This window comes from Roseibium sp. FZY0029, assembly GCF_036350355.1.
In the GTDB taxonomy this organism is placed as follows: Bacteria; Pseudomonadota; Alphaproteobacteria; order Rhizobiales; family Stappiaceae; genus Roseibium.
On the sequence record NZ_JAZDVZ010000009.1, the window covers coordinates 114,466 to 141,211 of the forward strand.

24 protein-coding genes are annotated in these 26,746 nt (G+C 61.3%); 18 read left to right on the forward strand and 6 right to left on the reverse strand.

What is annotated here, in order from left to right; translation table 11 throughout:
- Position 1 precedes the first annotated feature (1 nt).
- From V1T76_RS23340 to V1T76_RS23365, 6 genes are all read right to left on the reverse strand, one after another.
- Entirely contained in the window at positions 2–682 is a 681-nt protein-coding gene (locus V1T76_RS23340; RefSeq protein ID WP_330563089.1) for an HAD family hydrolase, read from the reverse strand.
- 204 nt (positions 683–886) lie between these two features.
- Positions 887–1,555, reverse strand: coding sequence for a DUF1523 family protein (locus V1T76_RS23345; RefSeq protein ID WP_330563090.1), 669 nt, complete (start codon positions 1,553–1,555; stop codon positions 887–889).
- Complete coding sequence (locus V1T76_RS23350; protein ID WP_330563091.1) at positions 1,552–2,919, reverse strand: DUF6638 family protein; 1,368 nt, start codon at positions 2,917–2,919, stop codon at positions 1,552–1,554. The genes V1T76_RS23345 and V1T76_RS23350 overlap by 4 nt, the downstream gene beginning before the upstream one ends.
- Positions 2,916–4,865 (reverse strand): AAA family ATPase, encoded by a 1,950-nt coding sequence (locus V1T76_RS23355; RefSeq protein WP_330563092.1) that lies wholly within the window; start codon positions 4,863–4,865, stop codon positions 2,916–2,918. Before V1T76_RS23355 ends, V1T76_RS23350 begins: the two co-directional genes overlap by 4 nt.
- A 9-nt stretch (positions 4,866–4,874) precedes the next feature.
- Positions 4,875–6,008: a hypothetical protein gene (locus V1T76_RS23360; protein ID WP_330563093.1), complete on the reverse strand. Its 1,134-nt coding sequence runs from the start codon at positions 6,006–6,008 to the stop codon at positions 4,875–4,877.
- A gap of 11 nt (positions 6,009–6,019) precedes the next feature.
- Positions 6,020–7,096 (reverse strand): hypothetical protein, encoded by a 1,077-nt coding sequence (locus V1T76_RS23365; RefSeq protein WP_330563094.1) that lies wholly within the window; start codon positions 7,094–7,096, stop codon positions 6,020–6,022.
- A gap of 536 nt (positions 7,097–7,632) precedes the next feature.
- On the opposite strand from V1T76_RS23365, the gene V1T76_RS23370 reads away from it, so the two are divergent.
- From V1T76_RS23370 to V1T76_RS23455, 18 genes are all read left to right on the forward strand, one after another.
- Complete coding sequence (locus V1T76_RS23370) at positions 7,633–8,661, forward strand: LacI family DNA-binding transcriptional regulator (RefSeq protein WP_330563095.1); 1,029 nt, start codon at positions 7,633–7,635, stop codon at positions 8,659–8,661.
- Positions 8,662–8,886: 225 nt separating this feature from the next.
- Positions 8,887–10,206, forward strand: a complete 1,320-nt coding sequence (locus V1T76_RS23375) for an ABC transporter substrate-binding protein (protein WP_330563096.1) — start codon at positions 8,887–8,889, stop codon at positions 10,204–10,206.
- A 148-nt stretch (positions 10,207–10,354) separates the two neighbouring features.
- Positions 10,355–11,302 (forward strand): carbohydrate ABC transporter permease, encoded by a 948-nt coding sequence (locus tag V1T76_RS23380; protein ID WP_006937268.1) that lies wholly within the window; start codon positions 10,355–10,357, stop codon positions 11,300–11,302.
- On the forward strand, positions 11,299–12,240 hold the full coding sequence (locus V1T76_RS23385) for a carbohydrate ABC transporter permease (protein ID WP_330563097.1): 942 nt from the start codon (positions 11,299–11,301) through the stop codon (positions 12,238–12,240). The genes V1T76_RS23380 and V1T76_RS23385 overlap by 4 nt, the downstream gene beginning before the upstream one ends.
- Entirely contained in the window at positions 12,237–12,428 is a 192-nt protein-coding gene (locus V1T76_RS23390; protein WP_442970165.1) for a hypothetical protein, read from the forward strand. The genes V1T76_RS23385 and V1T76_RS23390 overlap by 4 nt, the downstream gene beginning before the upstream one ends.
- A gap of 5 nt (positions 12,429–12,433) precedes the next feature.
- Complete coding sequence (locus tag V1T76_RS23395; protein WP_006937259.1) at positions 12,434–13,531, forward strand: ABC transporter ATP-binding protein; 1,098 nt, start codon at positions 12,434–12,436, stop codon at positions 13,529–13,531.
- The gene (locus V1T76_RS23400) at positions 13,524–14,519 is read left to right on the forward strand and encodes an ABC transporter ATP-binding protein (protein ID WP_330563098.1); all 996 of its coding nucleotides are present in this window, start codon (positions 13,524–13,526) and stop codon (positions 14,517–14,519) included. Before V1T76_RS23395 ends, V1T76_RS23400 begins: the two co-directional genes overlap by 8 nt.
- An 11-nt stretch (positions 14,520–14,530) precedes the next feature.
- On the forward strand, positions 14,531–16,177 hold the full coding sequence (locus V1T76_RS23405) for a dihydroxyacetone kinase subunit DhaK (RefSeq protein ID WP_330563099.1): 1,647 nt from the start codon (positions 14,531–14,533) through the stop codon (positions 16,175–16,177).
- Between the two features lie 514 nt (positions 16,178–16,691).
- Positions 16,692–17,732 (forward strand): TRAP transporter substrate-binding protein, encoded by a 1,041-nt coding sequence (locus tag V1T76_RS23410; RefSeq protein ID WP_330563100.1) that lies wholly within the window; start codon positions 16,692–16,694, stop codon positions 17,730–17,732.
- Positions 17,733–17,798: 66 nt separating this feature from the next.
- Positions 17,799–18,386 (forward strand): TRAP transporter small permease, encoded by a 588-nt coding sequence (locus tag V1T76_RS23415; RefSeq protein WP_330563101.1) that lies wholly within the window; start codon positions 17,799–17,801, stop codon positions 18,384–18,386.
- Positions 18,383–19,699 (forward strand): TRAP transporter large permease, encoded by a 1,317-nt coding sequence (locus V1T76_RS23420; protein ID WP_330563102.1) that lies wholly within the window; start codon positions 18,383–18,385, stop codon positions 19,697–19,699. The genes V1T76_RS23415 and V1T76_RS23420 overlap by 4 nt, the downstream gene beginning before the upstream one ends.
- Positions 19,700–19,788: 89 nt before the next feature.
- The gene (locus V1T76_RS23425; RefSeq protein WP_330563103.1) at positions 19,789–20,553 is read left to right on the forward strand and encodes an SDR family NAD(P)-dependent oxidoreductase; all 765 of its coding nucleotides are present in this window, start codon (positions 19,789–19,791) and stop codon (positions 20,551–20,553) included.
- Between the two features lie 10 nt (positions 20,554–20,563).
- The gene (locus V1T76_RS23430; RefSeq protein ID WP_330563104.1) at positions 20,564–21,331 is read left to right on the forward strand and encodes a crotonase/enoyl-CoA hydratase family protein; all 768 of its coding nucleotides are present in this window, start codon (positions 20,564–20,566) and stop codon (positions 21,329–21,331) included.
- Between the two features lie 4 nt (positions 21,332–21,335).
- Positions 21,336–21,821, forward strand: a complete 486-nt coding sequence (locus V1T76_RS23435) for a MarR family winged helix-turn-helix transcriptional regulator (protein WP_330563105.1) — start codon at positions 21,336–21,338, stop codon at positions 21,819–21,821.
- A 25-nt stretch (positions 21,822–21,846) separates the two neighbouring features.
- Positions 21,847–23,661, forward strand: a complete 1,815-nt coding sequence (locus V1T76_RS23440) for a feruloyl-CoA synthase (RefSeq protein ID WP_330563106.1) — start codon at positions 21,847–21,849, stop codon at positions 23,659–23,661.
- Between the two features lie 16 nt (positions 23,662–23,677).
- Positions 23,678–24,550 carry an amidohydrolase family protein gene (locus tag V1T76_RS23445; RefSeq protein WP_023003195.1) on the forward strand — a complete coding sequence of 291 codons (873 nt, stop codon included), beginning with the start codon at positions 23,678–23,680 and terminating at the stop codon, positions 24,548–24,550.
- Positions 24,547–25,002 (forward strand): DUF3237 domain-containing protein, encoded by a 456-nt coding sequence (locus V1T76_RS23450; protein ID WP_330563107.1) that lies wholly within the window; start codon positions 24,547–24,549, stop codon positions 25,000–25,002. Before V1T76_RS23445 ends, V1T76_RS23450 begins: the two co-directional genes overlap by 4 nt.
- Before the next feature lie 140 nt (positions 25,003–25,142).
- Positions 25,143–26,717, forward strand: coding sequence for an acyl-CoA dehydrogenase family protein (locus tag V1T76_RS23455; RefSeq protein ID WP_330563108.1), 1,575 nt, complete (start codon positions 25,143–25,145; stop codon positions 26,715–26,717).
- The last annotated feature ends 29 nt before the right edge of the window (positions 26,718–26,746 follow it).

Genomic DNA, 26,746 nt, shown 5'->3' on the forward strand with positions numbered 1-26,746 from the left:
CTTAGTTGCCGTTTTTCTTCAGATCCGGCCTAAGCTGAAAGAATTCGCTGAAAGATGCAAACACTTGCGCGGAACCGGCCGCAGCAGTGCTGGAGGTCGCAAGGCTTGTGAGATGCGATCCGCCAATGAAACGATAGACTTCCATACCGGCGGCAAGGCCTGCCTTGATGCCATTTTCGCTGTCCTCGATCACGAGGCAGCGCTCGGGCGCAACGCCGTGTTTTTCCGCGGCCAACAGAAACAGGTCCGGGGCGGGCTTGCCGTGGGCAACTTCGGAAGCTGTCGTCGTGCGCCCGGCGAAGAGGTCTGTCAGTCCGGTGATTTCCAGCGATCTGGCAAGGCGCGGCGGGCTGGAACTGGTGGCTAGGCAATAGTCGACGGCAAGGCCCTCGATCACCTCCCGCACCCCCTCGACCGGCCGGAGTTCCGCTTCAAAGGCGCTGAGAAGACTTGCCCGGTAGGCGGCTTCGAACTCCGGCGGCAGGTCGACGCCGAATTCCTGCCGGATCTGCTGCAGAACCACCGGATAGCTTCGGCCCAGGAAATGGTGGGCGACATAGTCCATGGTGATGTGGACATTGCGCGTCGCAAGCTCCGCCACCAGCATGCGCGCACTGATGACTTCACTGTCGATGAGCACGCCGTCGCAGTCGAAGATGACAAGGTCGATTGGCTGATTCAAGCTCGGGGTTCCTGGCTTACGATTGTTTTTGGTGTCTAGAAGCAAGTCACCCTCATCCTGAGGAGGACCGTCAGGTCCGTCTCGAAGGATGGGCGGCACACTCGGGAGCAAGCGGCCCATCCTTCGAGACAGCGCAGTCGCGCTTCCTCAGGATGAGGAGGGTCATTGGAAAGCGCACTGATCCTGCACGCCGTCGCGGCCGCGTCAACCGAACCAGCGTTTCAGCCAGCGACGGAACCCGCTGGTGGCTTCGCTTGCGCGGCGATGGGCGCTGGCGCGGGCCTGTTCGGCGCTGTCGCCGACATCGTCCATGAAGTCGTCGATGCCGTCGACCACGGGGTCGATCCGGCTTTTCTTGAAGGCATTGACGGTCTTGATGATCAGGTAGGCCAGAACCACAAGCACCACGATGAACAGGATATTGAACCAGGGGATCAGGAAGACATCCGGACCGGGGACGACCTCGATGCTGATGGCGTTGGGAAAGATCGTGAACAGTTCCAGCCGCCAGCCGTAATGAGTGACCGCAATCCAGACATCGTCGCTTTTCTTGGCCAGATCCTGCGCCTGGGCGGTGATGTTGCTGCTGTCGAACTTGAAATAGGGCGGCCAGCCCCAGTCGGTGTCCTCGTTGCGGTAGACCCTCGGCTTGCCGTTCGGCCAGACCGTGTTGATGAAGCGGACGTCCCGGGTCCAGTTCTTGTTGGTGCCCGCGTCGGGCGCGGCCCAGAACAGGGACGATGCGCCGATGTCCATGCGTTTGACGTCCGTGCCGACGATCCGCACCACGTCGCGGCCTGGCAGCGTGTAGTGGAGGAAGGCGACAAGGATCAGCAGGAGCGGAATGCCGATTATCCATTTGATCCACTTCATCGCGCACCGTCCTCACCGTCTCGTTCCCCGGGGATCGCGCCCCACGGACCCATGTTCCTGCCAAAGCCGTAGTCGGCCTGGTCTTCCTCCGCCATGCCGGCCTCCGGGCCGAACAGTTCCAGCCGCGTGCCGACCTTGTCGACCATGTATTCCTCCGCCAGGAACTGGGCCGCATAGACCTTCTTGGCCTCGCTCCAGGTGCGGTAATGGTCGTAGAAAACATCCTTGTGACAAATGAACAGCTGGCGGAAGTCAAGCGGCGTCAATTCGGCCAGCAGCATGTTGACCAGGTTCTTGTCGCGGTGATTGCGCGAGCGCAGCAGATAGAAGTAAGCCGCGTTTTCCGGTTCGACCCAAAGTTTTTCGGGTTTCAGGTCCAGCCTTTGCACGATGTCGTTGAGCGCATGATATTCAGCCGGAAGCTGCTGATGATATTTGCGCCTGAGCGCGCGCAGATCGCGCCGCGAGACATCCGACAGGTCCTCGCCATGGCTGGCAGCGGTGTCGATGACGATGAAGTCGAGCTTCTGTTTCAGAAGGCTCCTGGCAACGCCGCCACCTGCGTCGAGGATCGGTTCCACAAGCTGGTTGCGGTTGAGGAAATCGGCGACCTCATACCGGTCTTCCAGGCTGAAAACGTGCTTCACCGGCAGGTCGACGGCACCATCCATGCGTTTGGAGGCAATGCAGGCGGTTTCCTTGACATCGCGGAAGATATAGAGCCCGCCGAAGTGGGACGTGTAGAAATTGCCCTGCTCGTAGCTTTTCGAATTGATCGACAACGGTGTGCGGATGATGTCGCCGGTGTGCTTGGAAAGTTCGATCATGTCCGCAATCAGGACATCGTCCCACCAGCCATCCGGCTCGCTCATGAACGCTTCAATCTTGTCGGCCAGTTCCTCGCCTGCTTCCGAGTGTCCGCCGACAGTGTCGGCCTCCACCTCGATGGCGCGGATATAGAACAGATCCTGTGGGGAGGAGATGGAATAGATCGAGTTGACCAGTTCCCCGACCACACAATCGCGGATCGACAGGGCAAAGAGCTGTTCTTCGTTGTCCTCGATGAAGCGCCTCAGGATCGAACGGGAGGTGGAGAACCGGGCGTTCAGCAGCGGGCCTGTCTTCTGCTCGATCGACAGCAGAATGAATTGCCGGTTGCAGCCATGGGGATTGAGGTAATGAATATCGTCCAGCTCGTCGCCGATCTCGGGCGAATAGCCGGAGATGTCGATGTGAAAGGCCTCAAGCGCTGTCCGCCTGCCGGTCAGGTGTTCCAGCGCGCGGTTATAGCGGGCGACCATGGATGGTGAGGACACCTCATAGAGGTTTCCGAACATCAAGCCATGTTTGACGAGCCTCATCATCGGCGCGTGATTTCCATGTAACGGCGTTTGGCTTCTTCCATGCGCTGCATCTCGCGCACGGCGTTCTCGATGGCAACTTCGTCGGACTTGTCCGCGTAGCGGAACTCGCTGTCCGCATAGCGGTTGATTTCCTGAATGACCATGTCGACGGTGATCGGCTGCGCCAGATCGGCGATCATTGCCTTCTTGGTCTCATAGTCCTTGAACAGGAACAGCTCCGGGTCTTCCATCCACGCGTCCGGCAGCTCGAAATCCATCGCGCGCACCTTCACCGCGTCGGTGATGTTCTTGATCGCCCGGCCGGTGAAGCGTTCGTCCGCCTGCTGGATGGCTTTCAGGTAGGTGCCGAGCTTGGCGATGGTGTCCAGGTCGCCGATGTCCGACTGAACTTCGTCAAACACCTTGATCAAGGCGTCTTCCTGCGGCCGGGAGTGGCGGTCGTAGGAGGCGGCCACGGCCTTCTTCAGCGCCTGAGCTTCGAAAAGGTCATGGTCGCCAACCGGGATCGAGTGGTTCTTTCCCATCAGAAGATGCAGGATGTCGATGTAGTCCTCGCGGGTCTGCGGGCCGTCGACCAGAAAGCGCGCTCCTGCGCGCTGGCGCAGGGCATCGTCGACGTTTTCCGGGTAGTTGGAGAACATGCCGAAGGTGCAGTTGCCGCGCACCACGGTGTTGGCTCCTGCAAAGCTCTCCATCAGGACGGCGGTGATTTCCAGCTGCCCGGCGGAGGACTGGCGATCGCCGCGCTTGCCGGCAAGCTGGTCGATGTCGTCGATGGTGCCGAAGCCGATCACATTCGGGTCGGTCACATTGCGGATGAAGGCCTTGGCGTTTTGGGCCGATTTGCCCTGATAGCTGTCGATGCTCTCGGTGGAGAGGTTCTGGTAGCGGAACGGATAGCCGGCGATCTGGCAATAGTCGTTGACCATGCCGGCCATCATCTGGATCAAGGTGGTCTTGCCGGTGCCCGGCTTGCCGTCACCCATGAAGGTGAAGATGAAGCCGCCGAGTTCTGCAAACGGGTTGAGCTTGCGGTCGAAATCATAGGCCATCAGCATCTTGGCAAGTTTCATCGCCTGGTATTTGGCGATGTGGTTGCCGACGACTTCTTCCGGCTTCTTGAACGCCATGGCGAGCGTCGTCGATTGTGCGCGGGCGGACGGCGTAAAGCCGGTGATCTCGAAATTGTCCGCTTCCACCCGGTAGCGGCTTTGCGAGAACGGCTGCAACACGCTGACGCCTTCCGCGCGCAGCGTTACCTTTTCCATCAGCTGTTCGCAGAAGGAGGTGACCAGGCCAATAAGCTGGGCATCGGTTTCAATCGCGGCGGCGGCAATTTCCTGGTCCAGCTCCCAAAGGACGCCATGAAGCGCAAGCTGGTCGTTGTCGAACAGGATTTCCTCAACCTCACCGCACTGGATGTCGGTTTCGCCGGCTTCAGCCGAAAGACCGGACAACAGGAAATCCGTCATGTTGGCGAAGACATGAAGCGCGATCATGGCCGTTGCCGACAAGAGGTCCTGGAACCGCACCTTCTGCGAGGCGTCCAGCGTTCCGGCAAGATTGGCGCGTTTCAGTTCGGCAAGGCCACTCTGTTCGGCAAACTGGTCGGCGGTTACCTGGGCGACAGCCAGCGCCCGGCGCAGGGACTGAAGAAGACTGGCCTGGATCGGCGTGGTCAGGGCATCGTCGTCACAGTCTAGGATACGGGCCGAAAGCTGCACCCCCTCTGGACGGGCGGTGGACCTTGTGACAAGGCCGGGCGTCGTGGAGCGGAACCGCCGGCGGGCACCAAGTCCGGGGGAACGTTCCTGGGCGACAGGCGCTTCGGATTTCCTGGCAATACGGGGCGTGTGGTCGAACCCTTGCAGCATTGCTTCCGCAAAGACGTATTTCTCGCGGATCTTGTCTTCTTTCAGTTCCATGAGATCGTTGGAAAGGGTCACGCGGAAAACCTATTTGTAACTGAGGATCTTGCCCGAAGGGCTGACGGCATATTTGCGGATATTGGCAAAGCCCGGCGGATTGCGCTCTTCTAGGACCTGATAGGGCCGCTGGGGCAGGATCAGCGACCGCTGCTGATGGGTATGCCCGGCCACGTCCTGTGACGCGGGGCTTCGGGCCGACAGCGGATCGAGCTGGTAGATCTGCCGTTCGACGGACGAGAAGAAGCCGGCGGATTCAAACTCGGAGCCGGAGGCCAGCAGTGTCTCGGTTGTCCAGGCAAGGGCCCAGTCCTCGCCCGGCCTACCGGCGACTTCGGCCAGCACGTCGCGCAGCGGTCCGGACTGCTGCGTAAACGTGTGGCTGTACATCGGGCCCAGAAAGAACCGGCGCAGGCGTTTTGGATGCAGGTCATCGAAGTCGCGGTCGAAACCGCGCGCGATCGTCACCAGCTTGAGCGAAGCGGCAGATTGCGCGGTCAGGTGGCTCTGGACGCGCGGCCAGCGGCGTTCGTCCTTGGCCAAGGGCCACTTGCCGCTGTCTTCCAGGTCGAGAATATAGATCAGCGGGATGTTCTGCTGGCTGTCGTAAACCGCCCAGTGCAGCCGGTACAGACGCCGGTTGTCTGCGACGTTGCCCATCCAGGCCAGGCGCGGGTCATTCCGCGCCCAGAACAGCGCGCCCTTGGCGAGTTCTTCGTAATACTGACGCTGCGAAGCGGCAAATTGCAGGTTGGTCGGCGAGGACTGCTCGCGCAGGATATGGTTGACCATTTCCAGCTTCAGCTCGCGCATCGTCGGCAGCGAGCGCAAATGCTTGTCCGCCTGCATGGCGTCATTCGCCATCTGCAGCAGCTCCTGATAAATCGGGAAGCCGCTGTCCTGTCGGTCGATGTTCAGGAGCGAGGGCAGCATGTCCGAGACGCGGCCCGCCAGAAGGTACTTGTAGGAAAGCGCCGTAAAGGTGCCCGACAGCGCTTCCAGGTATTCCTTCAGAACCGGAATTTCCGTGGGAAGCGCCGTGTTCTCGTTGATGACGCTTTCCGCGACGCCCTGCAAATGCGAGATGATCCGCTCGAACTTGGCGAAGTAGCGCCGTGTTTCATGCGCTTCTTCCAGGGTTCTGTGGTCCAGGGTCAGATCCACCGTTCAGACCCTCAGGCCCCGTACGTGTTCTTGTCGTGCTTCTCGACGATCTGCTGGAAGCGTCGGGCGAAGCGCTCGTCCGACTTGGCCTTTTCTTCCAGCACCTTGCGTGCGAACACCATGTGATCCTCGTGGGCTTCCATCATGTCGGCCATGCGCTGGTTGGTTGCCGAGCCGATGGCAGCCATGGCGGACTGGGCTTCCTTGTCGGTGGCCACGCCGATCTCGTTGATCTTGTGGGCGATGTCCTGTTGCTGCGCCGTCTTGAGCGACTTCACAAGCGCATCGTAAAGTACGACGCGCTGCTTGGTGTCCGTCTGCAGCTTGTTGATCAGCACCATCTGGGTGGCCGCCTGGTTCTGCAGGCTGTCGACCCAGGTCTTGCCCTTTTCGATGTAGCGTTCCAGCGTCTGGCTTTCGGCAAGCTTGACCTGTTCTTCCTGGGCAAGGCGGTTGTATTCGGCGTTCATCTCGGCAAGCTGGCTTTCCAGCTTGGTGCGGGTGGCCGCGTCGGTTTCCATGGAAATCTTGTTTTCCAGCGCAATCACGTCCGGATCCATCGCGACCAGCTTGGCCTTGATGTTTTCCAGGGTGCTGACGGTCTGTTCGCGCTGGGCCAGCGTCTCGCTGAGGTTGGCTTCCACGCGCTTGGAATGTTCGTTCAGCGTGCTGAGCTGTTCCTGCAGCAGCTGGCCAATGACATTCGACTTGGAAATCAGGTCCTGCAGCTTGTCATCGATGCTGGCGGAGCGCATGCGTTCCTGACGGATGCTGTCGGAGCGCTGCTTGGAAAAGATGCCGATGAAACTTTCCCATCCGGTCTTCGTGCGCATGGCATCGAAGTCCTTGGAAAAGGTTGCGGTGACATCGTCGAGACCCATGATCAGCTCGGCGATATTGGCGCCCATGAGCTCGGTGTGCTTGTGCACATCGTCCAGGGACGCGTTCTCAATGTCGATTGAAATATCCTGGCCGGTGTCCAGTTTGGACTTTGCAGTTTCGATCTTCGAGGTCAGCTCGTCGATCTTCTGCCTCGCGGCGGCCACTTCCTTTTTCGATTTTTCAATCTGAGCGCTGAAATCCGCCATGTGCCCCTTCCGGATAAAATTTTTGTAATGTGGTTCTTATTTAGCAAGTCTTCGTGGAAATACAATTACGACGCGCCTGCCGATGCGTCATGACACTGGTTGCTTGTCAAGGCAAGTGGCCGTGCTCAGCGGCGCGCGCATTCGTGCTCGCACGGGGCAGGGGAAGTCAGGCTCTGCAATTTCGGCTTTCCGGCGCTGCTGCTGCGAGCTCGCGGTGGCTGACGGAGCCAGGGCTGCTTGCCTGGTTGCGCGGAATCGGGTTAGCTGCCGGCCAAGGTGTTCGTGAACGCCAATGGCCGCCGATCACGCGGCGTCCCGATTTCCAATTACCTGATATCCTTGGGGAAATTTCTTCCATCGTTGGTCGCAAAGCGGATTTTTGATTGACGTATGTCAGAATGCTGCGCGACATTGTCTTCTTGTCGGTCAGCGGGCGTCCTGTCGCTTCCGGCTGAAGGCAAACGCTGATCGGTGCAGAGGTATTGGGTCCTCTTGTCTGCGGTCATGAGAGCGCGGGAGATGGTCCGGGAGACGTGATGGTCAAGCCAACCGTACACGATATTGCCCGTGAGGCCGGGGTCAGCCTGTCGACGGTCGACCGGGTTCTGAACGGGCGCGCGGACGTGCGCCCGAAGAATGCGGAACGGGTCAAGGAAGCTGTCCGCAAGCTGGGTTATGTGCGCGATACCCATGCTGCCAATCTTGCCAGGCAGCGCCAGTACAAATTCGTGTTCGTGCTGCCCGAAGGCCCCAATCATTTTGTCGAGACGCTGGTGGCGGCGGTCGAGGAGGCATCCGGCGCGCAGGTGGCGGATCGGGCCGATGTCAGCGTGCTGCTGGTCAATGCTGCCGATCCACATGCGGTTGTCGACCGACTGAAGACCCTGGACCTGTCACAGCTGGACGGCGTTGCCATCATGGTTCCGGAAACCCCTCAGGTGCGCGATGCCATCGCGCATATCAAGAGTGCGGGCGTCTATGTGGTTGCGCTGGTGTCTGACCTGCCGAACTCCAGATGCCACTATTTTGCGGGTGTCGACAATTTCTCCGCCGGCAAGACGGCCGGGGCGCTTCTGGGCAAGTTCCTGCGCAACGAGACCGGCAGCATACTGGTGGTGACCAATTCCATGGTGGCGCGCGACAGTATCGAGCGGCGCTTCGGTCTGGATGAAGTGCTGTCGCGGGACTATCCGCAGCTGAAAACACTGCCGACGATCGAATTCTATGACGATCCGGACCGGATCCACGAGACGCTGGACCATGCGCTCAAGGCCCATCCGGAGCTGAAGGCAATCTATTCCATGGGGTCTGGCAACGCCGCCATGCTGGACGCGCTGCGCGAACATGGGGTTGCCGGCCGCTTCGTGGTGATTGCCCACGACCTGACACCGGTGACACGGCAGGCGCTTGCCGACGGCGAGCTCGATGCCGTCATAGCCCAGAATGTGGGCCACCTGGTGCGCAGTGCCCTGCGGGTCCTGCGGGCTAAATGCGACGGCACGGACATCTACGAGGCGCAGGAAAAGATCCGGATCGAGATCATCATGCGCGAAAACCTCTATTGAGGCCTCGCTCCTCGTCAAAAGCGACAATCTTCGAAAGACGTAAGAAATCAACGGAGTGCGGTGGTTCTGCCGCTTGAACCGCCTTTCGGTGACGTCAAAAAGAAAGACGTATGTCAGTTTTTCGATTGACGTGACATACGTATGTCACATAGCGTGAGCCTGCACTTGGAGGAGTGCTGCGGTCCGGCAGGCGCCGGCGCGCGACCATTCGGGAGGACTTCACCCATGAAAACTGCGAAACTTCTCGCGGCGACCGCTCTTGTTGCGGTCAGCGGACTATCTGTTTCCAATGCGCAGGCCGATGAGCTGACCCTGTGCTGGGCGGCCTGGGATCCGGCCAACGCGTTGGTCGAGCTGTCGAAGGAATTCGAGGCCGAATACGGCCACACCATGAAATTCGAATTCGTGCCCTGGCCGAATTTCGCCGACCGCATGCTGAACGAGCTCAATTCCGGCGGCAAACTGTGCGATCTCCTGATCGGCGACAGCCAGTGGATCGGTGGCGGCGCGGAAAACGGCCATTACGTCAAGCTGAACGACTTCTTCGAAAAGGAAGGCATCAGCATGGACGATTTCGCCCCGGCGACCGTCTATGCCTATTCCACCTGGCCCAAGGGTGAGCCGAACTATTACGCGCTGCCGGCCATGGGCGATGCCAACGGCTGGTTCTACCGCAAGGACTGGTTCGAGAAGCCGGAAATTCAGGCAGCCTTCAAGGAAAAGCACGGCCGCGATCTGGCACCGCCCAAGACCCAGGCTGAATTGCTGGAGATCGCCCAGTTCTTCCAGGGGCGCGAGATTGACGGTCAGACCCGCTACGGGGCGTCCATCTTCACCGAGCGCGGCTCGGAAGGCATCACCATGGGCGCGACCAGCGCGCTTTATCCGTTCGGTTTCAAGTATGAAATGACGCCGGGCAAATACGACATGGAAGGCGCGGTCAACTCGCCCGAAGCCGTCGCAGGTCTGGAGTTCTACAAGGAACTTTACAAGACCGGCACGCCTCCGGGATACACCGACAGCTACATGGAACAGTCGCTTGATGCCTTCAAGTCGGGACAGGTGGCCATGGCCATGAACTGGTTTGCCTTCTTCCCCGGCCTTTATGCCGATCCGGACGTGGGCGGCGACAAGATCGGCTTCTTCGTCAATCCCGGCCAGAACCGGGAAGCCTCGACGCTTGGCGGGCAGGGCATCTCCGTGGTGGCCTATTCCGACAAGCAGGATGCGGCGCTCGACTACATCAAGTGGTTCGCCCAGCCGAGCGTTCAGAAGAAATGGTGGGATCTCGGCGGCTATTCCTGCCATGTCAGCGTGCTCAACGATCCGAGCTTCCCTGACAGCGCGCCGTTCGCGTCCGACTTCCTTCTGGCCATGGATAACGTCATGGATTTCTGGCAGGAGCCGGCTTACGCCGAATTGCTGCTGGCGATGCAAAAGCGTCTTCATGACTATGTGGTCGCCGATCAGGGCACCGCACAGGAAGCGCTCGACAAGCTGATCGAGGACTGGACCGAAACCTTCGAGGACGAAGGCAAGCTCTGACGGCTCCAGGCAAACCCTGCCGGCACGAAGTGTTGCCAGGGTTTGACCTGCTCCCGGCTCCAGCGGACAGCCCGCCGTCTCGCGGGCTGTCACCCCCTCAAAGCGCCGGCCGGCGCTTTCAGGAACCGTTTCTCACAAAGAGCGTCTCATGGCCGACACCCCGATAGACCGAGTAGCAAAGGCAACGCCGCCCACCGTTGCCGCCAAAATCCGAGGGCTTTCCGACCGCACGATTGCCTGGCTTTTTGTCGCTCCGACAATCTTCCTGCTCCTGGCGGTCAACATCTTTCCGCTGATCTGGACGATCAATCTCAGTTTCACGAATTTCCGGGCCAACCGGCCCACCCGGGATGTCGAATATGTCGGCTTGCGCAACTATGAGCGTATCCTGACCGACGGCGACATCTGGCTGACCATGCAGGCAACGGCGCATTTCCTGTTCTGGACCATCGCGCTGCAGGTGCTGATCGGCTTCACACTGGCCTGGCTGATCAACCGGAAATTCAAGGGCAACGATCTTTGGACCACCCTCATCGTGCTGCCGATGATGCTGTCTCCGGCCGTTGTCGGCAACTTCTGGACCTTCCTCTATCAGCCGCAGATCGGCCTCTTCAATTACGGTGTGTCGTTCTTCACCGGCATCGATCCGGCCTCCTTCCAGATGATCGGCGACGTGGCACTCGCACCCTGGGCGATCGTGATCGTCGATACCTGGATGTGGACACCCTTCGTGATGCTGATCTGTCTGGCGGGCCTGCGATCGATACCTGACTATATCTATGAGGCAGCGGAAATCGACCGGGCCAGCAAGTGGCGCCAGTTCTGGACCATCACCGTGCCCATGGTGCTGCCGTTCCTCATGCTGGCCGTCCTGTTCCGCGGCATCGAAAACTTCAAGATGTTCGATCTGGTGGTGCAGCTCACCGGGGGCGGGCCTGGCTCGGTCACCGAGCTGACCTCCATCAACCTGAAACGTGAAGCCTTCGAGAAATGGCGCACGGGCTATGCCTCTGCCTATGCGATCATCCTGTTCGTGACCGTCTTCGGCCTCGCCTCGATCTACGTCAAAGCCCTGAACAAGGTGAAGGAAAGATGAGCAGCTATTCCATCACAGAACCGTCTTCGCGGCAGAAGTGGGTGGCCGGAACGCTGGTCATCGCCTACGCGGTCATCACCCTCTTGCCGCTGGTCTGGATCCTGACAACAGGTTTCAAGTCGCCGGTCGATGCAATTGCCTATCCGCCGAAGGTGCTCTTCGAGCCGTCGCTGGAAGGCTATGTCAATCTCTTCACCACCCGCACCCGGGTGTCGCCGGAACAGCTTCAGGCGCTGCCGCCACCGGAGTCCTGGTACGAGGAGATCGTGCGCAACCGCGACATGGTGATCGCAGGTCCCTCCCGTTACGGCGAAAGGTTCCTGAATTCGGTGATCATCGGCTTCGGATCGACCTTTCTGTCCGTCTTCCTTGGAACACTCGCCGCCTATGCCTTTTCCAGGTTCAAGGTGCCGCTGAAGGACGATCTTCTGTTCTTCATCCTGTCGACCAGGATGATGCCGCCGATCGCGGTCGCGATCCCGATCTTCCTGATGTTCCGCACGCTCGGGCTTTCGGACACGCACCTGGGCATGATCCTGCTTTACACGGCGGTCAATATCTCGCTGGCAGTCTGGCTGCTGAAAGGCTTCATCGACGAGATCCCGCGAGAATATGAGGAAGCGGCGCTGATCGACGGCTACACCCGCTTCCAGGCCTTCTATAAGGTGGTGCTGCCGCAGGCGGCAACCGGCATCGCGTCGACAGCGATCTTCTGCCTGATCTTCTCGTGGAACGAATATGCCTTCGCGGTGCTGCTCACCTCCGGCACGGCCCAGACGGCACCGCCCTTCATTCCAACCATCATCGGTGTCGGCGGCCAGGACTGGCCGGCGGTCGCGGCGGGGGCGACCCTGTTCCTGGTGCCGGTCATGGTGTTCACCATCCTGCTTCGCAAACATCTCCTGCGCGGCATCACCTTCGGAGCGGTCCGCAAATGATCAGCGATTTCATGAGCGGTCTCGTCCGCCTGCGCCGCGGGTCCTGGGAAATGCTCGCATCCCTTCTGATCGCCATAGGCGTGATCATGCTGATGCAGCCGGTCTTCCTGTGGGCCTACACCTATTCCTTCATCGTCACGCTGACCGGAACAATCATGTTCATCATCGTCAGCCACTTTCCGGAGTGACTGTCTTGGCAGAGATCGTAATCAGAAATCTTCGGAAGGATTTCGGCGACTTCACCGCCGTGCAGTCGTCTTCCTTCAAGATCGAGGACGGTGAGTTCTTCATGCTTCTGGGGCCGTCCGGCTGCGGCAAGACCACCACCTTGCGCATGATCGCCGGCCTGGAGCTGCCGACATCGGGCGAGATCTATATCGACGGCGAGGAGGTCGGCCAGCGGCCGGCCAGCCAGCGGGATATTGCCTTCGTCTTCCAGATGTTCGCGCTCTATCCGCACATGAATGTGCGCAAGAACATCTCCTATCCCCTTGTCAGCCAGGGCATGCCGAAAAGCCAGGTGGCCGAGAAGGTGGCGGAAGTCGCCCGCATTCTCGGCATAACCGACATTCTCGACCGGCCGGTGGGTGGGCTCTCCGGCGGCGACCGTCAGCGGGTCGCCCTTGGCCGGGCCATCGTGCGCGATCCCAAGGCCTTCATGATGGACGAGCCGCTGGGGGCGCTGGATGCGGAGTTCCGCGAGCATATGGCCGAAGAACTGCGGGCGCTGCATGACCGCATGGGCGCAACCACGGTCTATGTCACCCATGACCAGCTGGAAGCCATGCAGATGGGCGACAAGATCGTGGTGATGAACCACGGGGTGATCGAGCAGTTCGGAACGCCGCAGGACATCTATGACAAGCCGGCGACCATGTTCGTTGCCGACTTCATCGGCTCGCCGCCGATGAACTTCCTGCGTTTCCACGGCGAGGTCCATGCCGGATCGTCGAGGGTGAAGATGCATCACGAGGAACTGGAGGTGCCGCGTCTGATGGAACCCTTCGAGGGTGACATGGTCTTCGGTATCCGTCCGGAGCACATCACACTCAGCGACAGCGGTTCCTTCCGGGGCGAGGTCATGGCTGCGGAATATCTCGGTACCACGCAGATCGTGACCATGAAGACACCCTCCGGCGAGTTGAAGGCCCGCATTCCATCGGACCAGCCCGTTCGCGCGGGAGAATTCGCCGGTCTGGAGTTCAACGGGTCCACGGTCACGCTGTTCGACAATCAGTCGGGGCGGGCGCTGCGGTCGGAGCTGAACGAGGGAGTGCTTGCTCATGGCTGAAGTCAGGCTATCCGGCCTCACCAAAAGGTTCGGCGATACGCTCGCCGTCAATCAGGTCAGCATGAACATTCCCAACGGCGCTTTCGTCACGCTGCTGGGGCCGACAGGGGCCGGCAAGACCACCATCCTGCGTCTGATCGCCGGGCTGGAGCAGCCGGATGAGGGCGACATCGTCATTGCCGGGCGCTCCGTGGTCAAGGACACGCCTGCACAGCGCAACGTTGCCATGGTGTTTCAGCAGTATTCCCTCTATCCGCACATGAGCGTGCGCGAGAACCTGGCCTTTCCGCTGCGCTCGCCCTTGCTGAAGACGCCAGAGGACGAGATCGACCGCAAGGTTGCCGAAGTGGCCGAGGTTCTGCGGATCTCGCACAAGCTGGCCAACAAGGCGACCAACCTTTCCGGCGGTGAGATGCAGCGGGTGTCCATCGGCCGGGCGCTGGTACGCGATCCGTCCATCTATCTGATGGACGAGCCGTTGTCCTCGCTCGATGCCAAGCTGCGCTCGGATCTGCGCATCGAGCTGAAGCGCATTCAGGAAAGTCTCGGGGCCACGCTGCTTGACGTGACCCACGACCAGATCGAGGCGATGACCATGGCCACCCATGTGGGTGTTCTCGATCGTGGCGGGCTGGTGCAGTTCGGGTCTCCGCGCGAGATCTATGAGAATCCGGTCAATCTTTATGTCGCCGGACGGCTGGGCCAGCCGCGCATCAACGTCCTGCCTGCCGATATCTTTGCCGGGGCGCCGAGCGGCGCCAAGACCATCGGCCTGCGCCCGGAGCACATCACGCAAGGCGAAGGAAAGGTTTCGCAAGTGCGGCGGGTCGAGCATCTGGGCGATCAGACCCGGTTGCATCTTTCGCTCGAAGGACATTCCGTCGTAACGCTGTCAGACAGCCACACCGCTCTTGAGCCTGGCGACACGCTCGCCATTCAACCACGCAATCCGCTTTTCTTCGACGCCAGCGGCGCTCGCATTTCCTGAGGAGACGGGACATGAAGCAATTCATCAATACCAAGGAAACGCTCGTCACCGAAGCGATTGACGGCATGTTGCGGACGGCCGGAGGGCGGCTCGCCCGGCTTGACGGCTATCCGCATATCAAGGTGGTCGTGCGCACCGACTGGGACAAATCGAAGGTGGCGCTGGTGTCCGGCGGCGGTTCCGGCCACGAGCCGAGCCATGCCGGTTTCGTCGGCCAGGGCATGCTGACGGCGGCCGTCTGCGGCGAGGTGTTTGCCTCGCCTTCCGTGGATGCGGTGCTGGCGGGCATTCTGGCCGTCACCGGCAAGGCAGGCTGCCTGCTGATCGTCAAGAACTACACCGGCGACCGGCTGAATTTCGGTCTTGCGGCCGAGCGGGCGCGCTCCTTCGGACTGAAGGTCAACATGGTCATCGTCGACGACGACGTTGCCTTGCCGGACCTGCCGCAGGCACGCGGTGTCGCCGGCACGCTGTTCGTGCACAAGATCGCCGGAGCGCTTGCCGATCAGGGCGCGGATCTGGAGACCATCACGGAGGCGGCGAAGAAAGCCATTGGCGGTGCGATTTCCATCGGCATGTCGCTGGACACCTGCACGGTGCCAGGATCGCCCAAGGAAGACCGGATAGCCCATGGCAAGGCGGAGCTCGGCCTTGGCATTCACGGCGAGGCGGGGATCGAGCAGGTTGATTATTCGAATGCCCGCGCCGCCATGGCCATGGTTGTGGACCGGCTGGCGCCGAACCTTTCGCCCGGGCCGCATGTGGCGATCCTCAACAATCTGGGCAGCACGACGCCGTTGGAAATGTCGGTGCTTCTGGAGGAACTCACGGCTTCGCGCATCGGCAGCCAGATCCGCTGGGTCATCGGCCCGGCGGCCATGATGACCTCGCTCGATATGCACGGCTTCTCCGTGTCGCTGCTGCCGGTCGGCAAGACCGAAGAAGCCTTGCTGCAGGCCCCGGTCGCACCCTGGGCATGGCCCGGCTGCCTTGCGCTTGGCGCGGTCTCCGTGCTGCCTCTGCCGGACGGTCTGACGCCGATCCAGCCGCTGCCGTCCAAGAACCCGGAGACGCGGAAGTTCATCGAACGCTGCTGCGACATCCTGATTGCCGCCGAGGACGACCTCAATGCGCTTGATGCCAAGTCGGGCGACGGCGACACCGGCAGCACGCTTGCCACCGCCGCCCGGGCGTTGGTGAAGGCACTCGACCGGTTGCCGCTGGCGGATCTCACCCAGCTCTACCGGGCCATCGGTCTGGAACTCAGCCAGACAATGGGCGGGTCTTCCGGCGTGCTGCTGGCGATCTTCTTTGCCGCTGCCGGTGATGCTTCCTCCAGCGGACGCGGGGCTATCGGCGCGCTCAAGGCCGGTCTTGACCGGATCATGCAGGTGGGCGGCGCCCAGCCGGGCGACCGCACCATGATCGACGCGCTACTGCCGGCGCTGAATGCGCTGGAAAACGGTATCGAGGCTGCGGCGAGCGAGGCCCGTCAGGGGGCGGATGCGACGTCGCGGATCACGCGGGCGCGCGCGGGCAGGGCATCTTATGTCTCCGAGGCGAACCTCTCCGGCCACAATGATCCGGGCGCGGAGGCCGTTGCGCGGCTGTTCGAGCAATTGACCCTTTCTCCGGCCCTTACCTCCAAGTCCGCATAGGCCGGTCCCTGACCGGCGGGCCCGGCCTCACCGCCAAGGCCCGCCGGTGCTTTCCCCACTTTTTTCGCGGGTGATTCTCCCTGCTGGTGAAGCTCCGGATTTCAGGTATTCTGAGGACTTTCACCGTCGCGGCACCCGCTCACTGCCTTCGGCCTTTCCCCTCGGGAAGACCCGAAACCTCAGCCCGCCTGCCTGACTGTTTCTTTGCAGGATTTGGCAGGGTTGAGGATAGCCGTGTTTTCTGTCCATTGTTCTTACGGAAAGCCTTGCCTTCGGCGACGATCCATCACAAACTCCGGCAAATTTTACCGGATGTTGTGATGCTTTTGCGGCTGACCAGAATGTATAACTTTCCGAACGGCCGCGTGCATGCAAAGCTGAGCGTGGAGGGAGTGAACTGACGTCAGAAATATAGCTTGAAAAAAGTTATGAACTATAACTATTATACGTCATCATCTGACCGGAGGGAGGATTCCGATCGGATTTTGAAGTTGATCGAACAGGGAGGAAACCAATGATCAACTTGCATAAGCAGTTTGCCAAACTGGCCGTGGCTGCGACTGTATCCGCACTTGCGCTTGCAGGCACCGCATCAGCCACGCTGGCGCAGGAAGTCACGCTGCGCCTGCACCAGTTCCTGCCGGCACAGGCCAATGTTCCCAAGAACGTACTCGACCCCTGGGCCGACAAGATCGAGGCCGAATCTGACGGGCGTATCAAGATCGAGCGCTATCCGGCCATGCAGCTTGGCGGCAAGCCGCCGGAGCTGATCGACCAGGTTGTCGATGGTGTCGTGGACATTGTCTGGACCGTTGCCGGCTACACCCCTGGTCGCTTCCCGCGCGCTGAAGTGTTCGAGCTTCCGTTCACCATGACGGATGCCGAAACCATGTCCCGCGCCTACTGGAAGCTTGCCGAAGAAACCATGATGGACGAGGACTTTGCGCGCTTCAAGCCGCTGGCCCTTTGGGTTCATGGCCCGGGTGTCATCCACTCCAGCAAGCCGATCGTGGCCCTGTCCGACCTTAACGGCGTCAAGCTTCGTGCTCCCACCCGTGTCACCAACAAGCTCTTCTCCAATCTCGGTGCAACGCCGATCGGCATGCCGGTTCCGGCCATTCCGGAAGCACTCAGCAAGGGTGTCGTCGATGCCACGGTCATCCCGTGGGAAGTCGTCGGCGCGCTGAAGGTGAACGAGCTGGTCAAGAACCACACCGAATTCCCGGGCAAGGCGCTCTACACGACGTCCTTCATCTTCGCGATGAACAAGGACAAGTATGACAGCCTGCCAGATGACCTGAAGGCCATCATCGATGCCAACTCCGGTGAGGAATTCTCAGCCTTCGCCGGCAAGCAGATGCAGGCCGACGATGCCGGCCCGCGTGCAGCCGCCGTGGAGATGGGCAACAACATCATCACGCTGACGGACGAGCAGGCAGCCGAATGGGAAGCCGCCGCTCAGGGCACCATCGACGAGTGGTACGCCGAAATGGATGCCAAGGGCATCGACGGCAAGGCGCTGCAGGCCCGTGCCGAAGCGTTGATGGCCAACTGACCGTCATGAAGCAGCCCTTCGGAAACGATGTTTCCGGAGGGCGTCCTTCGACAGGATACAAGAAATATGCTGCTCACTCTGGTGGAGCGTCTTGCGCGCTTCATGGCGATACTCGGCGGTCTGGTTCTGACAGCGCTGATCGGGCTGACATGCGTCAGCGTGCTCGGTCGCGGCCTGAACACATTCGGTCATTCCGAGTTTCTGACCTCACTGTCCGAAAGCGCGGCCAACGCGCTGATCGCGACCGGCGTCGGTCCGGTCTCCGGCGATTTTGAATTGGTCGAGGCGGGGATCAGCTTCACCATTTTCGCCTTCCTGCCCATCTGCCAGCTTAAGCGCGGACACGCCACCGTGGACGTTTTCGCCGGCAGCTTTCCAATCTGGATGAACCGGGGCCTCGAAGTGCTCTGGGAGGTTCTCCTCAGCCTGCTGGTCTTCCTGATCACCTGGCGGCTGTTCGTCGGCATGGAAGACAAGATGCGCTACAACGAAACGACCTTTCTGCTGCAATTCCCGGTCTGGTGGGCCTTCGCGCTCAGCTTTGCCGCCGCGGCGGTTGCCTCCGTCGTGGCACTCTATTGCGCGGTTGCCAAGGTGCTCGAACTGTTTACCGGCCGGCGTTTCACGCCCGACGCCGAGGGAGGGGTCCATTGAGCCTGCTTGAACTCGGCTATCTGTCGTTTCCCGTTCTTCTCTTCCTGATCTTCCTGCGGGCGCCCATTGGTCTTGCCATGATGATCTGCGGCCTGGGTGGTCTCTATCTTGCGACCGGCAGCCCCAACATCATCCTCGCCAAGCTGAAGTCGGAAACCTATTCCACCTTTTCCAGCTATTCGCTGACGATCATTCCGATGTTCCTGCTGATGGGGCAGTTTGCGACCCATTCGGGCATGTCGTCGTCCCTGTTCAAGGCCGCCGAAAGCTGGCTGGGCCACCGCAAGGGCGGTGTCGCCATGGCCGCTGTCGGGGCCTGCGCAGGCTTCGGCGCGATCTGTGGATCGTCGCTGGCAACGGCTGCCACCATGAGCCGCGTTGCCCTGCCGGAACTGCGCCGCTACGGCTATTCCGGCGGGTTCTCAACGGCCACGCTGGCGGCCGGTGGGACGCTCGGCATTCTCATTCCGCCGTCGGTCATCCTGGTGATCTATGCCATCCTGACCGAGCAGAACATCGCCAAGCTTTTCCTGGCCGCCTTCATTCCGGGCATCCTGGCCGCCATCGGCTACATGATCACCATCTCGATCTACGTGCGGCTTCACCCCGGTTCGGCCGGCACCCGTGAGCCGGTACCCTACGCCGAGCGGATGCGCGCACTGATGGACGTCTGGCCGGTGCTGCTGGTGTTCGGTCTCGTGGTCGGCGGCATCTATCTGGGCTGGTTCACACCCACGGAAGGGGCTGCGGTCGGGGCTGCGGGAACGGGCATCATCGCGCTCATTTCCGGCAATCTGACCTGGAAGATCTTCGTCGACAGCATGATCCAGACCGCGATGAGCACGGCAATGATCTTCTTCATCGTGCTTGGCGCCGGGTTCTACAACAGCTTCCTCGCGCTCAGCCAGTTGCCGCAGGAGCTCTCGGGCTGGGTCGTCGGTCAGGGCTTCAGCCCGCTGGTGGTGCTGACGCTGATCCTGCTGTTCTATCTGGTCTTCGGCTGCCTGATGGACAGCCTGTCGATGATCCTCTTGACCATCCCGATCTTCTTCCCGGTGATCAGCGTGCTTGATTTCGGCATGAGCCCGGAACATGTCGCGATCTGGTTCGGCATTCTGGTCCTGATCGTTGTGGAGGTCGGGCTGATAACGCCACCCGTGGGCATGAATCTGTTCATCATCAACGCGATGGACCGGTCGACGCCGATGAAGGAGACCTACAAGGCAGTTCTCTGGTTCGTGACGTCCGACATCGTCCGCGTGATCCTTCTGGTCCTGTTTCCGTCAATCACCCTGTTCCTTCTGGCTGGTTAAACCCAGCCGGAAGGCGTGCGCCTATTTGGCGTATCAAAATAGGTATGAGATATAACAATGATGACTAAAACCAATTCAGGGGCTGTGCCATGCTGATATCCGGACTAGCGGCGCTGATCACGGGAGGCGGCAGCGGACTTGGCGCTGCAACCGCGCGCTATTTCGCAAGCCAGGGCGCGAAGGTCGCGATCCTTGATTTCGATATCGACCGGGCCCGCACCGTCGCGGAAGAAATCGGCGGGGTCGCCGTCCAGGCCGATGTCAGCAGCGAAGCGGCGGTCAATGCCGCGCTTGAAGAAGCGGCGGAAGCGCTCGGCGCGACGCCGCGCATCATTGTCAACTGCGCCGGCGTCGGTTTCGCCGCCCGTATCGTCGGCCGGGAAGGCAAACTCTCCTTCGATACCTTTGAAAAGACGCTGAAGGTCAATCTCTTCGGCACGTTCAACGTCATGAGCCACGCCGCCCGGCGCCTGATGGATGTGGAGCCGCTGGAAACCGGCGAACGCGGCGTGATCGTCAACACCGCATCGGTCGCCTTCGAGGACGGACAGCTTGGCCAGGCTGCCTACTCGGCGTCCAAGGGCGGCATTGCATCCATGTGTCTGCCGGCGGCGCGGGAATTCGCGCAGCACGGCATCCGCGTGATGACCATCGCGCCCGGCCTGTTCCGCACGCCGATGATGGAAGGCCTTCCGGAAGAAGTCGCGGCGAAGATCACCGCCAACATTCCGTTTCCGCCACGCCTGGGCGAGCCGGAGGAATATGCCCTGCTTGCCGGCCACATCGTGACCAATCCATTCCTGAACGGCACGACCATCCGTCTGGATGGCGCCGTGCGGCTGCCGCCGCGCTGAGGAGAGACCCATGACAGAACCGATCCTGAAAATCGAGATTGCCGACAGCGTCGCGACCCTGACCATGAACCGTCCAGACAAGCGCAACGCCATGTGCGACGAGCTGCTTGCAGCCATCGACGGATTTTTCCTGGCCCCGCCCGCCGAGGTGAAGGCCGTGGTCATCACCGGCACGGCCGGGCACTTCTGCTCGGGCCTCGATCTGTCCGAGCATGTTGCCCGCGATGCGGAAGGCACCATGCGCCACTCGCGCGGCTGGCATCAGGTGATGGACCGAATCCAGTTCGGCGGCTTGCCGGTGGTCTCCGCCATGTTCGGCGCCGTCATCGGCGGCGGGCTGGAGCTGGCCAGCGCCACCCATGTGCGTGTCGCCGAGCCTTCCGCTTTCTTCCAGTTGCCGGAAGGCCGCCGGGGCATCTTCGTTGGCGGTGGCGCCTCCGTGCGCGTCGGCCGCATTCTGGGGGCAGACCGTATGACCGAGATGATGCTGACCGGCCGCAAGTACAGCGCGGGTGAAGGTCTTGCCCTGGGGCTTGCCCATTACACCGTGGAGGAGGGCGAGGCGCTGGCAAAGGCACAGGACCTGGCCGCCCGGATTGCCTCCAACGCACCGCTGTCCAACTACATCATGATCCAGGCGCTGGCGCGGATCGCGGACATGTCCAAGACGGACGGTCTGTTCACCGAGAGCCTGTGCGCTGCCATCACCCAGACCAGCCCGGACGCGCTGGAAGGCCTTGCCGCCTTCCTTGAAAAGCGCAACCCGACCTTCAGGTGACCCCATGAGGAAAACCGCGATGGAACCGGAGAGCGAGACCGGAAATGTGACCGTCAGCGACAGGAGCCTGCGGTCGCTCTACGGCTATCAGATGAAGCGGACGTTCAACGTCATTCAGTCGGACCTGAGCCGCACGCTGAAGCCGCTCGACCTGCGCATGCTGACCTACACCGCGCTTGTCCTGATCGTCGACAATCCGGGTCTGCGCCAGTCGCAACTGGCAGAGGCCCTGGATATCGAACGGCCCAATCTGGTCGTGATCGTCGATGAACTGGAGCGGCGTGACCTGATCATCCGCGACCGGTTGCCGAATGACCGCAGGGCCTATGCGCTGAAGGCGACGCTCGCCGGAAGGCGGCTTTGCGAAAAGGCGATGGCCGCGGTCACGGCGCACGAGAAGAGGCTGCTCAGCGGCATCAGTCCGGATGCTTTGAAGGGAGCCACGAAGGTGATGCAGATGATCGAAAGCAACCGCCAACGGGAAGACTGACAAGACGTTTCGGGAGGAGACGATCATGAAGCGCACGAAAGAATTTTTGCGCCATTCGGTCGAGCGGGAAGACCGGCCGGACGGCACCATCCTGCTGCGGTCGACCTATCCGCTCGGCCCGGTGGCTGACCGGACGGGTGACTGGCTGCACCAATGGGCGCAAGAGGCCCCGGAGCGGGTGTTTCTGGCCGAGCGCAGCGGCGCAGGCTGGCGGGAGGAACGCTATGCCGGAGTTCTGGAAATGGTGCGGGCTGTTGGCGCCGCGCTTCTGGCAAGGGGCATGGGGGCCGATACACCGATCCTGATCATGTCCGGCAACGGTGTCGATCACGGCATTCTTGCGCTTGCCGCGCAATACGTCGGTGTACCGGTGGTGCCGGTGGCCGAGCAGTATTCGCTCATCCACGGTGCCCATGGCCGCCTGCGCGAGGCGATCAACCTGATCAAGCCGAAAATGGCCTATGTGGTCGATGCCGACCAATATGGCGAAGCGCTGAACCTCGCGGAACTGGCCCAGGTCGAGATCGTCGCCAGCAAGACGGGAAGCCGGAACGTGACCGCCTTCGCCGATCTTCTGAAGGGCGACGGCAGTGTCGATGTCGACAGTGCTTTTGCGGCTGTCACGCCGGATACGGTCGGCAAGATCCTGATGACCTCGGGTTCGACCTCCAGCCCGAAAGGCGTGCTGACCACACACCGGATGATGTGCGTCAACCAGGTCCAGCTTGCCGACTCGCTGCCGTTCCTGCGCAAGCGTCCACCGGTGATCGTCGACTGGCTGCCCTGGAACCACGTTTTCGGCGGTTCGCACAATTTCAACATGATGCTGGCCAATGGCGGCAGTTTCTATATCGACGACGGCAAGCCGGTGAAGGGCCTGTTCGAGCGCACGATCGAGAACCTGACACTCAAGACCGGCACGCTGGTGTTCAACGTGCCGCTGGGGTTCGGCATGCTGCTGAAGGCGCTGGAGGCGGATGCGGACCTGCGTCACCGCTTCTTTGAGGATCTGGACCTGATCTTCTATGCCGGGGCTTCGCTGCCGCAGGAGGTCTGGTCCGGGTTCGAGCGCATGGCGATGGAGGTCAAGGGCGAGGTGCCGTTGATGACCTCTTCCTGGGGCCTTACCGAAACCGCACCTTCGGCCCTTATGCAGCAGGAACCGGCACCGCACTCAGGCATTGTCGGCGTTCCGGTGAACGGGGTCACCGTCAAGCTGATCCCGGATGCTGACATGCGCTGCGAAGTCCGGGTGAAGGGCCCCAACATCATGCCGGGCTACTTCAACGATCCGGAAAAGACGGCCGCCGCCTTCGATGAAGAAGGGTTCTTCATAACCGGGGATGCGATGCTGTTCCTCGACCCGGCAGACCCGAACAAGGGCATGCGCTTTGATGGCCGGATATCGGAAGACTTCAAGCTGCAGTCGGGCACATGGGTACGGGCGGCGCAACTGAAGCTCGACATGCTGTCCCGCCTCGCGCCGCTTGCCTCCGATCTGATCATTACCGGCGCCGACCGCCAGCAGATCGGCGTCATGATCTTCCCCAACCTCGGGGAACTGAAACGGGAAGGGTTCGACCTGCAGGATGATGACGGCGCGTTCCGTTGCAAGCTGCTGCAGGGGGAACTCCACCGGCGGCTCAGTGCCCGTGCCCGCGAAATCAGCGGCAGCTCGACGCTGGTGTCCCGCGCCATCGTTCTGTCAGAGCCGGCGTCCATGCCGGAAGGCGAAATGACCGCCAAGGGCAATTTGAACATCCGCAAGGTTCTGTCACGCCGCGAGCGGCTGCTGGAACGGCTTTACAACGACAATGACCCGGCTGTGGTCACACTCTGATTGAGGAGCGCTTGAAATGGTCGATATCACCAAGGTTCGCGCCATCGACATCCATACCCACGCCGAGGAACCCTGCGGCTGCCATTCCGATGATGGCTATGATGACCTGCAGGCGACGATGGCGAAATACTTCCGCGCGCCCTGGAGCCATCCGCCGACCGTGCCGGAAACGGCGGCCCACTACCGCGAGCAGAACATCGCAGCGGTGATCTTTCCGGTCGATGCGGAACGCGAGACCGGCTACCGCCGCTACAAGAACGAGGAAGTGGCCGAGCTTGCCGCCGAGAATGACGATGTGCTGATCCCCTTTGCCTCCATCGACCCGCACAAGGGCAAGATGGGTGCGCGCGAGGCGCGGCGCCTGATGAGGGACTTTGGCATCAAGGGCTTCAAGTTCCACCCGACCATGCAGGGCTTTTACCCCAACGACCGCATGGCCTACGAGCTTTATGAAGCGATTGCGGAAGAAGGCTCGATAGCGCTGTTCCACACCGGCCAGACAGGTGTCGGCAGCGGCATGCGCGGTGGCAACGGCATGCGGCTGAAATACTCCAACCCGATGTATATGGACGATGTCGCGGTCGACTTTCCCGACATGAAGATCATCCTCGCGCATCCTTCCTTCCCCTGGCAGGAAGAAGCCCTGGCGGTGGCCCAGCACAAGCCGAATGTCTATATCGATCTCTCCGGCTGGTCGCCGAAGTATTTCCCGGAAATCCTGGTGAAATACTGCAACTCGATCCTGAAGAAGAAGGTGCTGTTCGGCTCCGACTGGCCGATGATTACCCCGGAACGCTGGCTGGCGGATTTCGAGAAGATCGCCATCAAGGACGAGCTGCGTCCGGACATCATCAAGGGCAATGCGGCAAGGCTGCTGGGGCTGGCATGATCGCCCCGGACCTCACCCACTTCTGCGACCTTGAGGTCGAACTTGGCCCTGTCCGGGAAATGGGACAGGGCAGGGCGGGAACGCGGCGGATCATCCCGATCATCGGTGGCCGTGTGGGCGGTCAAGTGTCCGGAAGGGTGCTCGACATGGGCGCCGACTGGCAAACCATCCTTGATGACGGTTCGGCCGATATCGACACTCGCTATGCCTTCGAGACAGACGACGGCGCGGTGATCGAGATCATCAACAAGGGCGTGCGCCATGGCCCGCCGGAGGTTCTGCAAGCCCTTGCCCGCGGCGAGGATGTCGACCCGGCCCTCTATTATTTCCGCACGGTGGCGCGGCTGGAAACGGGTGACCCGCGTTACGACTGGGTCAACCGCACCCTTTTCCTCGGCACCGGCCGCCGCCTGGCGTCCGCCGTGCTGGTGTCGCTGTTTCGGGTGGAGTGAGGGAGCTAACTGCGTGGCCTTTGACAGCTCTCTGCCAGAAGCCTTTGACCGGCTGCTTCCTCATCCTGACGGTCCTCCTCAGGATGAGGGGGAATACAAAGCGAACACCCGATCGATTATCTGCTGAAAGCCTGTAGCCCATGAAACCCTTTGCCGCACCGCTTGACGATATCCTGTTCTGCCTGACCCATGTTGCAGGGGCGGCGGATCTGCCGCATTTCGATGCGTACCTTGCCGCCGAGATCGGCGGCCACTTCGCCGCCTTCGCCGAGGGGCAACTGGCGCCCCTGAATGAGCCGGGCGACAGCCAGGGCTGCCGGCTGGAGGAGGGGCGGGTGCGGATGCCGGACGGGTTCCGCGAGGCCTATGCCGCCTATGCGGAACAGGGCTGGCCGGGGCTGACAATTCCGGAACAGCTTGGCGGGCAGGGGCTCGATGCCGGCGCGCTTGCGATCACGTCTGAAATCTTCACCGGTGCCAACCACAGTCTGCAGATGGTGACGAGCCTTGCGGCCGGGGCGGCCCGCACCCTGCTTGCCTTCGGAACGGAAGATCAGCAGGCACGGGTGATCCCCCAGTTTGCCTCCGGTGAAGCCCTGGCGACCATGTGCCTGACCGAACCGGAAGCCGGGTCGGACCTCTCCCGCATCCGCTGCCGCGCTGTGCAGGCGGACGACGGCTGGTCGATCAGCGGTGAGAAGATCTTCATTTCCGGCGGCGATCAGGACATGAGCGAAAAGATCCACCATCTGGTGCTGGCACGGACATCAGACGAAGGCGTGAAGGGGCTGTCGCTGTTTCTGTGCCCGTGTACCCGTACGGATGGCAGCCGGAATGCGGTGACTGTCACCCGCATTGAGGAAAAGATGGGCCTTCATGCCTCACCCACCTGCCAGCTTGCTTTTGATGGGGCCACGGCCGAACTGATCGGCCGGGAAGGCGAGGGCCTGAAGGCGATGTTCACGATGATGAACCACGCCCGCGTGGACGTGGCCTTGCAGGGTGTCGCCCATGCTGCCCGCGCCGCGGACATTGCCAGCACCTATGCGGCAGAGCGCAAACAGGGCCGGGATGCAGCGGGCAAGCCCGTGACACTGGATGGCCATGCGGATGTCCGGCGCATGCTGGACGAGATCGACGCCCTTGCCCTTGGGGGGCGGGCCATCGCGCATCTGGCGCTGGTCACGGTCGAAGCGGGCGAGAACCGGGCGCTGGCGGAATTCCTGACCCCGATCGCCAAGACCTTCTGTACAAAGGCAGGCATGCAGGCGACGGAACTCGGCATGCAGGTGCTGGGTGGCTACGGCTATCTCAAGGAATATTTTCTGGAACAGTCCTACCGGGATGTGCGGATTACCGCGATCTATGAAGGTGCCAACGCCATTCACGAACGGGCGCTGGTCACGCGTCTGCTGCCAGGCAAGGAAGGCAAGGCCTTCGAGGATTTCCTGCGCGCCGAATGCCAGCGCAATGATACGGCCTATCCGCAGCTGGGCGAGGTCGTGTCGACCTGGTGCCAGACACGGGAGAGGGTACTGCAAAGCGAGGACCCGACGGCTCTGGCGCATGACTTCATGAAACTGACAAGCGCGGCCCTTTCAAAGGTCCTGTGGGCGCGGATGGCCGAGAAGGCGGACCACCATCCGGAGCCGGATCGGATCCGGCGACTGGCGGGGAAAGTGCTGGGGCGATCCGAACTGGCTCTGAGCGCCTGATCTTCCTCAAGACACAGGGACAGAGTTTC

What these genes read in the sequence shown, in the direction of transcription:
- V1T76_RS23345 (WP_330563090.1), bottom strand. Translation starts at nt 1,555, where the DNA reads ATGAAGTGGATCAAATGGATAATCGGCATTCCGCTCCTGCTGATCCTT.
- V1T76_RS23380 (WP_006937268.1), top strand. Translation starts at nt 10,355, where the DNA reads ATGGCCGACACCCCGATAGACCGAGTAGCAAAGGCAACGCCGCCCACC.
- V1T76_RS23455 (WP_330563108.1), top strand. Translation starts at nt 25,143, where the DNA reads ATGAAACCCTTTGCCGCACCGCTTGACGATATCCTGTTCTGCCTGACC.
- V1T76_RS23390 (WP_442970165.1), top strand. Translation starts at nt 12,237, where the DNA reads ATGATCAGCGATTTCATGAGCGGTCTCGTCCGCCTGCGCCGCGGGTCC.
- V1T76_RS23385 (WP_330563097.1), top strand. Translation starts at nt 11,299, where the DNA reads ATGAGCAGCTATTCCATCACAGAACCGTCTTCGCGGCAGAAGTGGGTG.
- V1T76_RS23375 (WP_330563096.1), top strand. Translation starts at nt 8,887, where the DNA reads ATGAAAACTGCGAAACTTCTCGCGGCGACCGCTCTTGTTGCGGTCAGC.
- V1T76_RS23405 (WP_330563099.1), top strand. Translation starts at nt 14,531, where the DNA reads ATGAAGCAATTCATCAATACCAAGGAAACGCTCGTCACCGAAGCGATT.
- V1T76_RS23440 (WP_330563106.1), top strand. Translation starts at nt 21,847, where the DNA reads ATGAAGCGCACGAAAGAATTTTTGCGCCATTCGGTCGAGCGGGAAGAC.
- V1T76_RS23410 (WP_330563100.1), top strand. Translation starts at nt 16,692, where the DNA reads ATGATCAACTTGCATAAGCAGTTTGCCAAACTGGCCGTGGCTGCGACT.
- V1T76_RS23350 (WP_330563091.1), bottom strand. Translation starts at nt 2,919, where the DNA reads ATGATGAGGCTCGTCAAACATGGCTTGATGTTCGGAAACCTCTATGAG.
- V1T76_RS23435 (WP_330563105.1), top strand. Translation starts at nt 21,336, where the DNA reads ATGAGGAAAACCGCGATGGAACCGGAGAGCGAGACCGGAAATGTGACC.
- V1T76_RS23450 (WP_330563107.1), top strand. Translation starts at nt 24,547, where the DNA reads ATGATCGCCCCGGACCTCACCCACTTCTGCGACCTTGAGGTCGAACTT.
- V1T76_RS23445 (WP_023003195.1), top strand. Translation starts at nt 23,678, where the DNA reads ATGGTCGATATCACCAAGGTTCGCGCCATCGACATCCATACCCACGCC.
- V1T76_RS23400 (WP_330563098.1), top strand. Translation starts at nt 13,524, where the DNA reads ATGGCTGAAGTCAGGCTATCCGGCCTCACCAAAAGGTTCGGCGATACG.
- V1T76_RS23365 (WP_330563094.1), bottom strand. Translation starts at nt 7,096, where the DNA reads ATGGCGGATTTCAGCGCTCAGATTGAAAAATCGAAAAAGGAAGTGGCC.
- V1T76_RS23370 (WP_330563095.1), top strand. Translation starts at nt 7,633, where the DNA reads ATGGTCAAGCCAACCGTACACGATATTGCCCGTGAGGCCGGGGTCAGC.
- V1T76_RS23430 (WP_330563104.1), top strand. Translation starts at nt 20,564, where the DNA reads ATGACAGAACCGATCCTGAAAATCGAGATTGCCGACAGCGTCGCGACC.
- V1T76_RS23425 (WP_330563103.1), top strand. Translation starts at nt 19,789, where the DNA reads ATGCTGATATCCGGACTAGCGGCGCTGATCACGGGAGGCGGCAGCGGA.
- V1T76_RS23415 (WP_330563101.1), top strand. Translation starts at nt 17,799, where the DNA reads ATGCTGCTCACTCTGGTGGAGCGTCTTGCGCGCTTCATGGCGATACTC.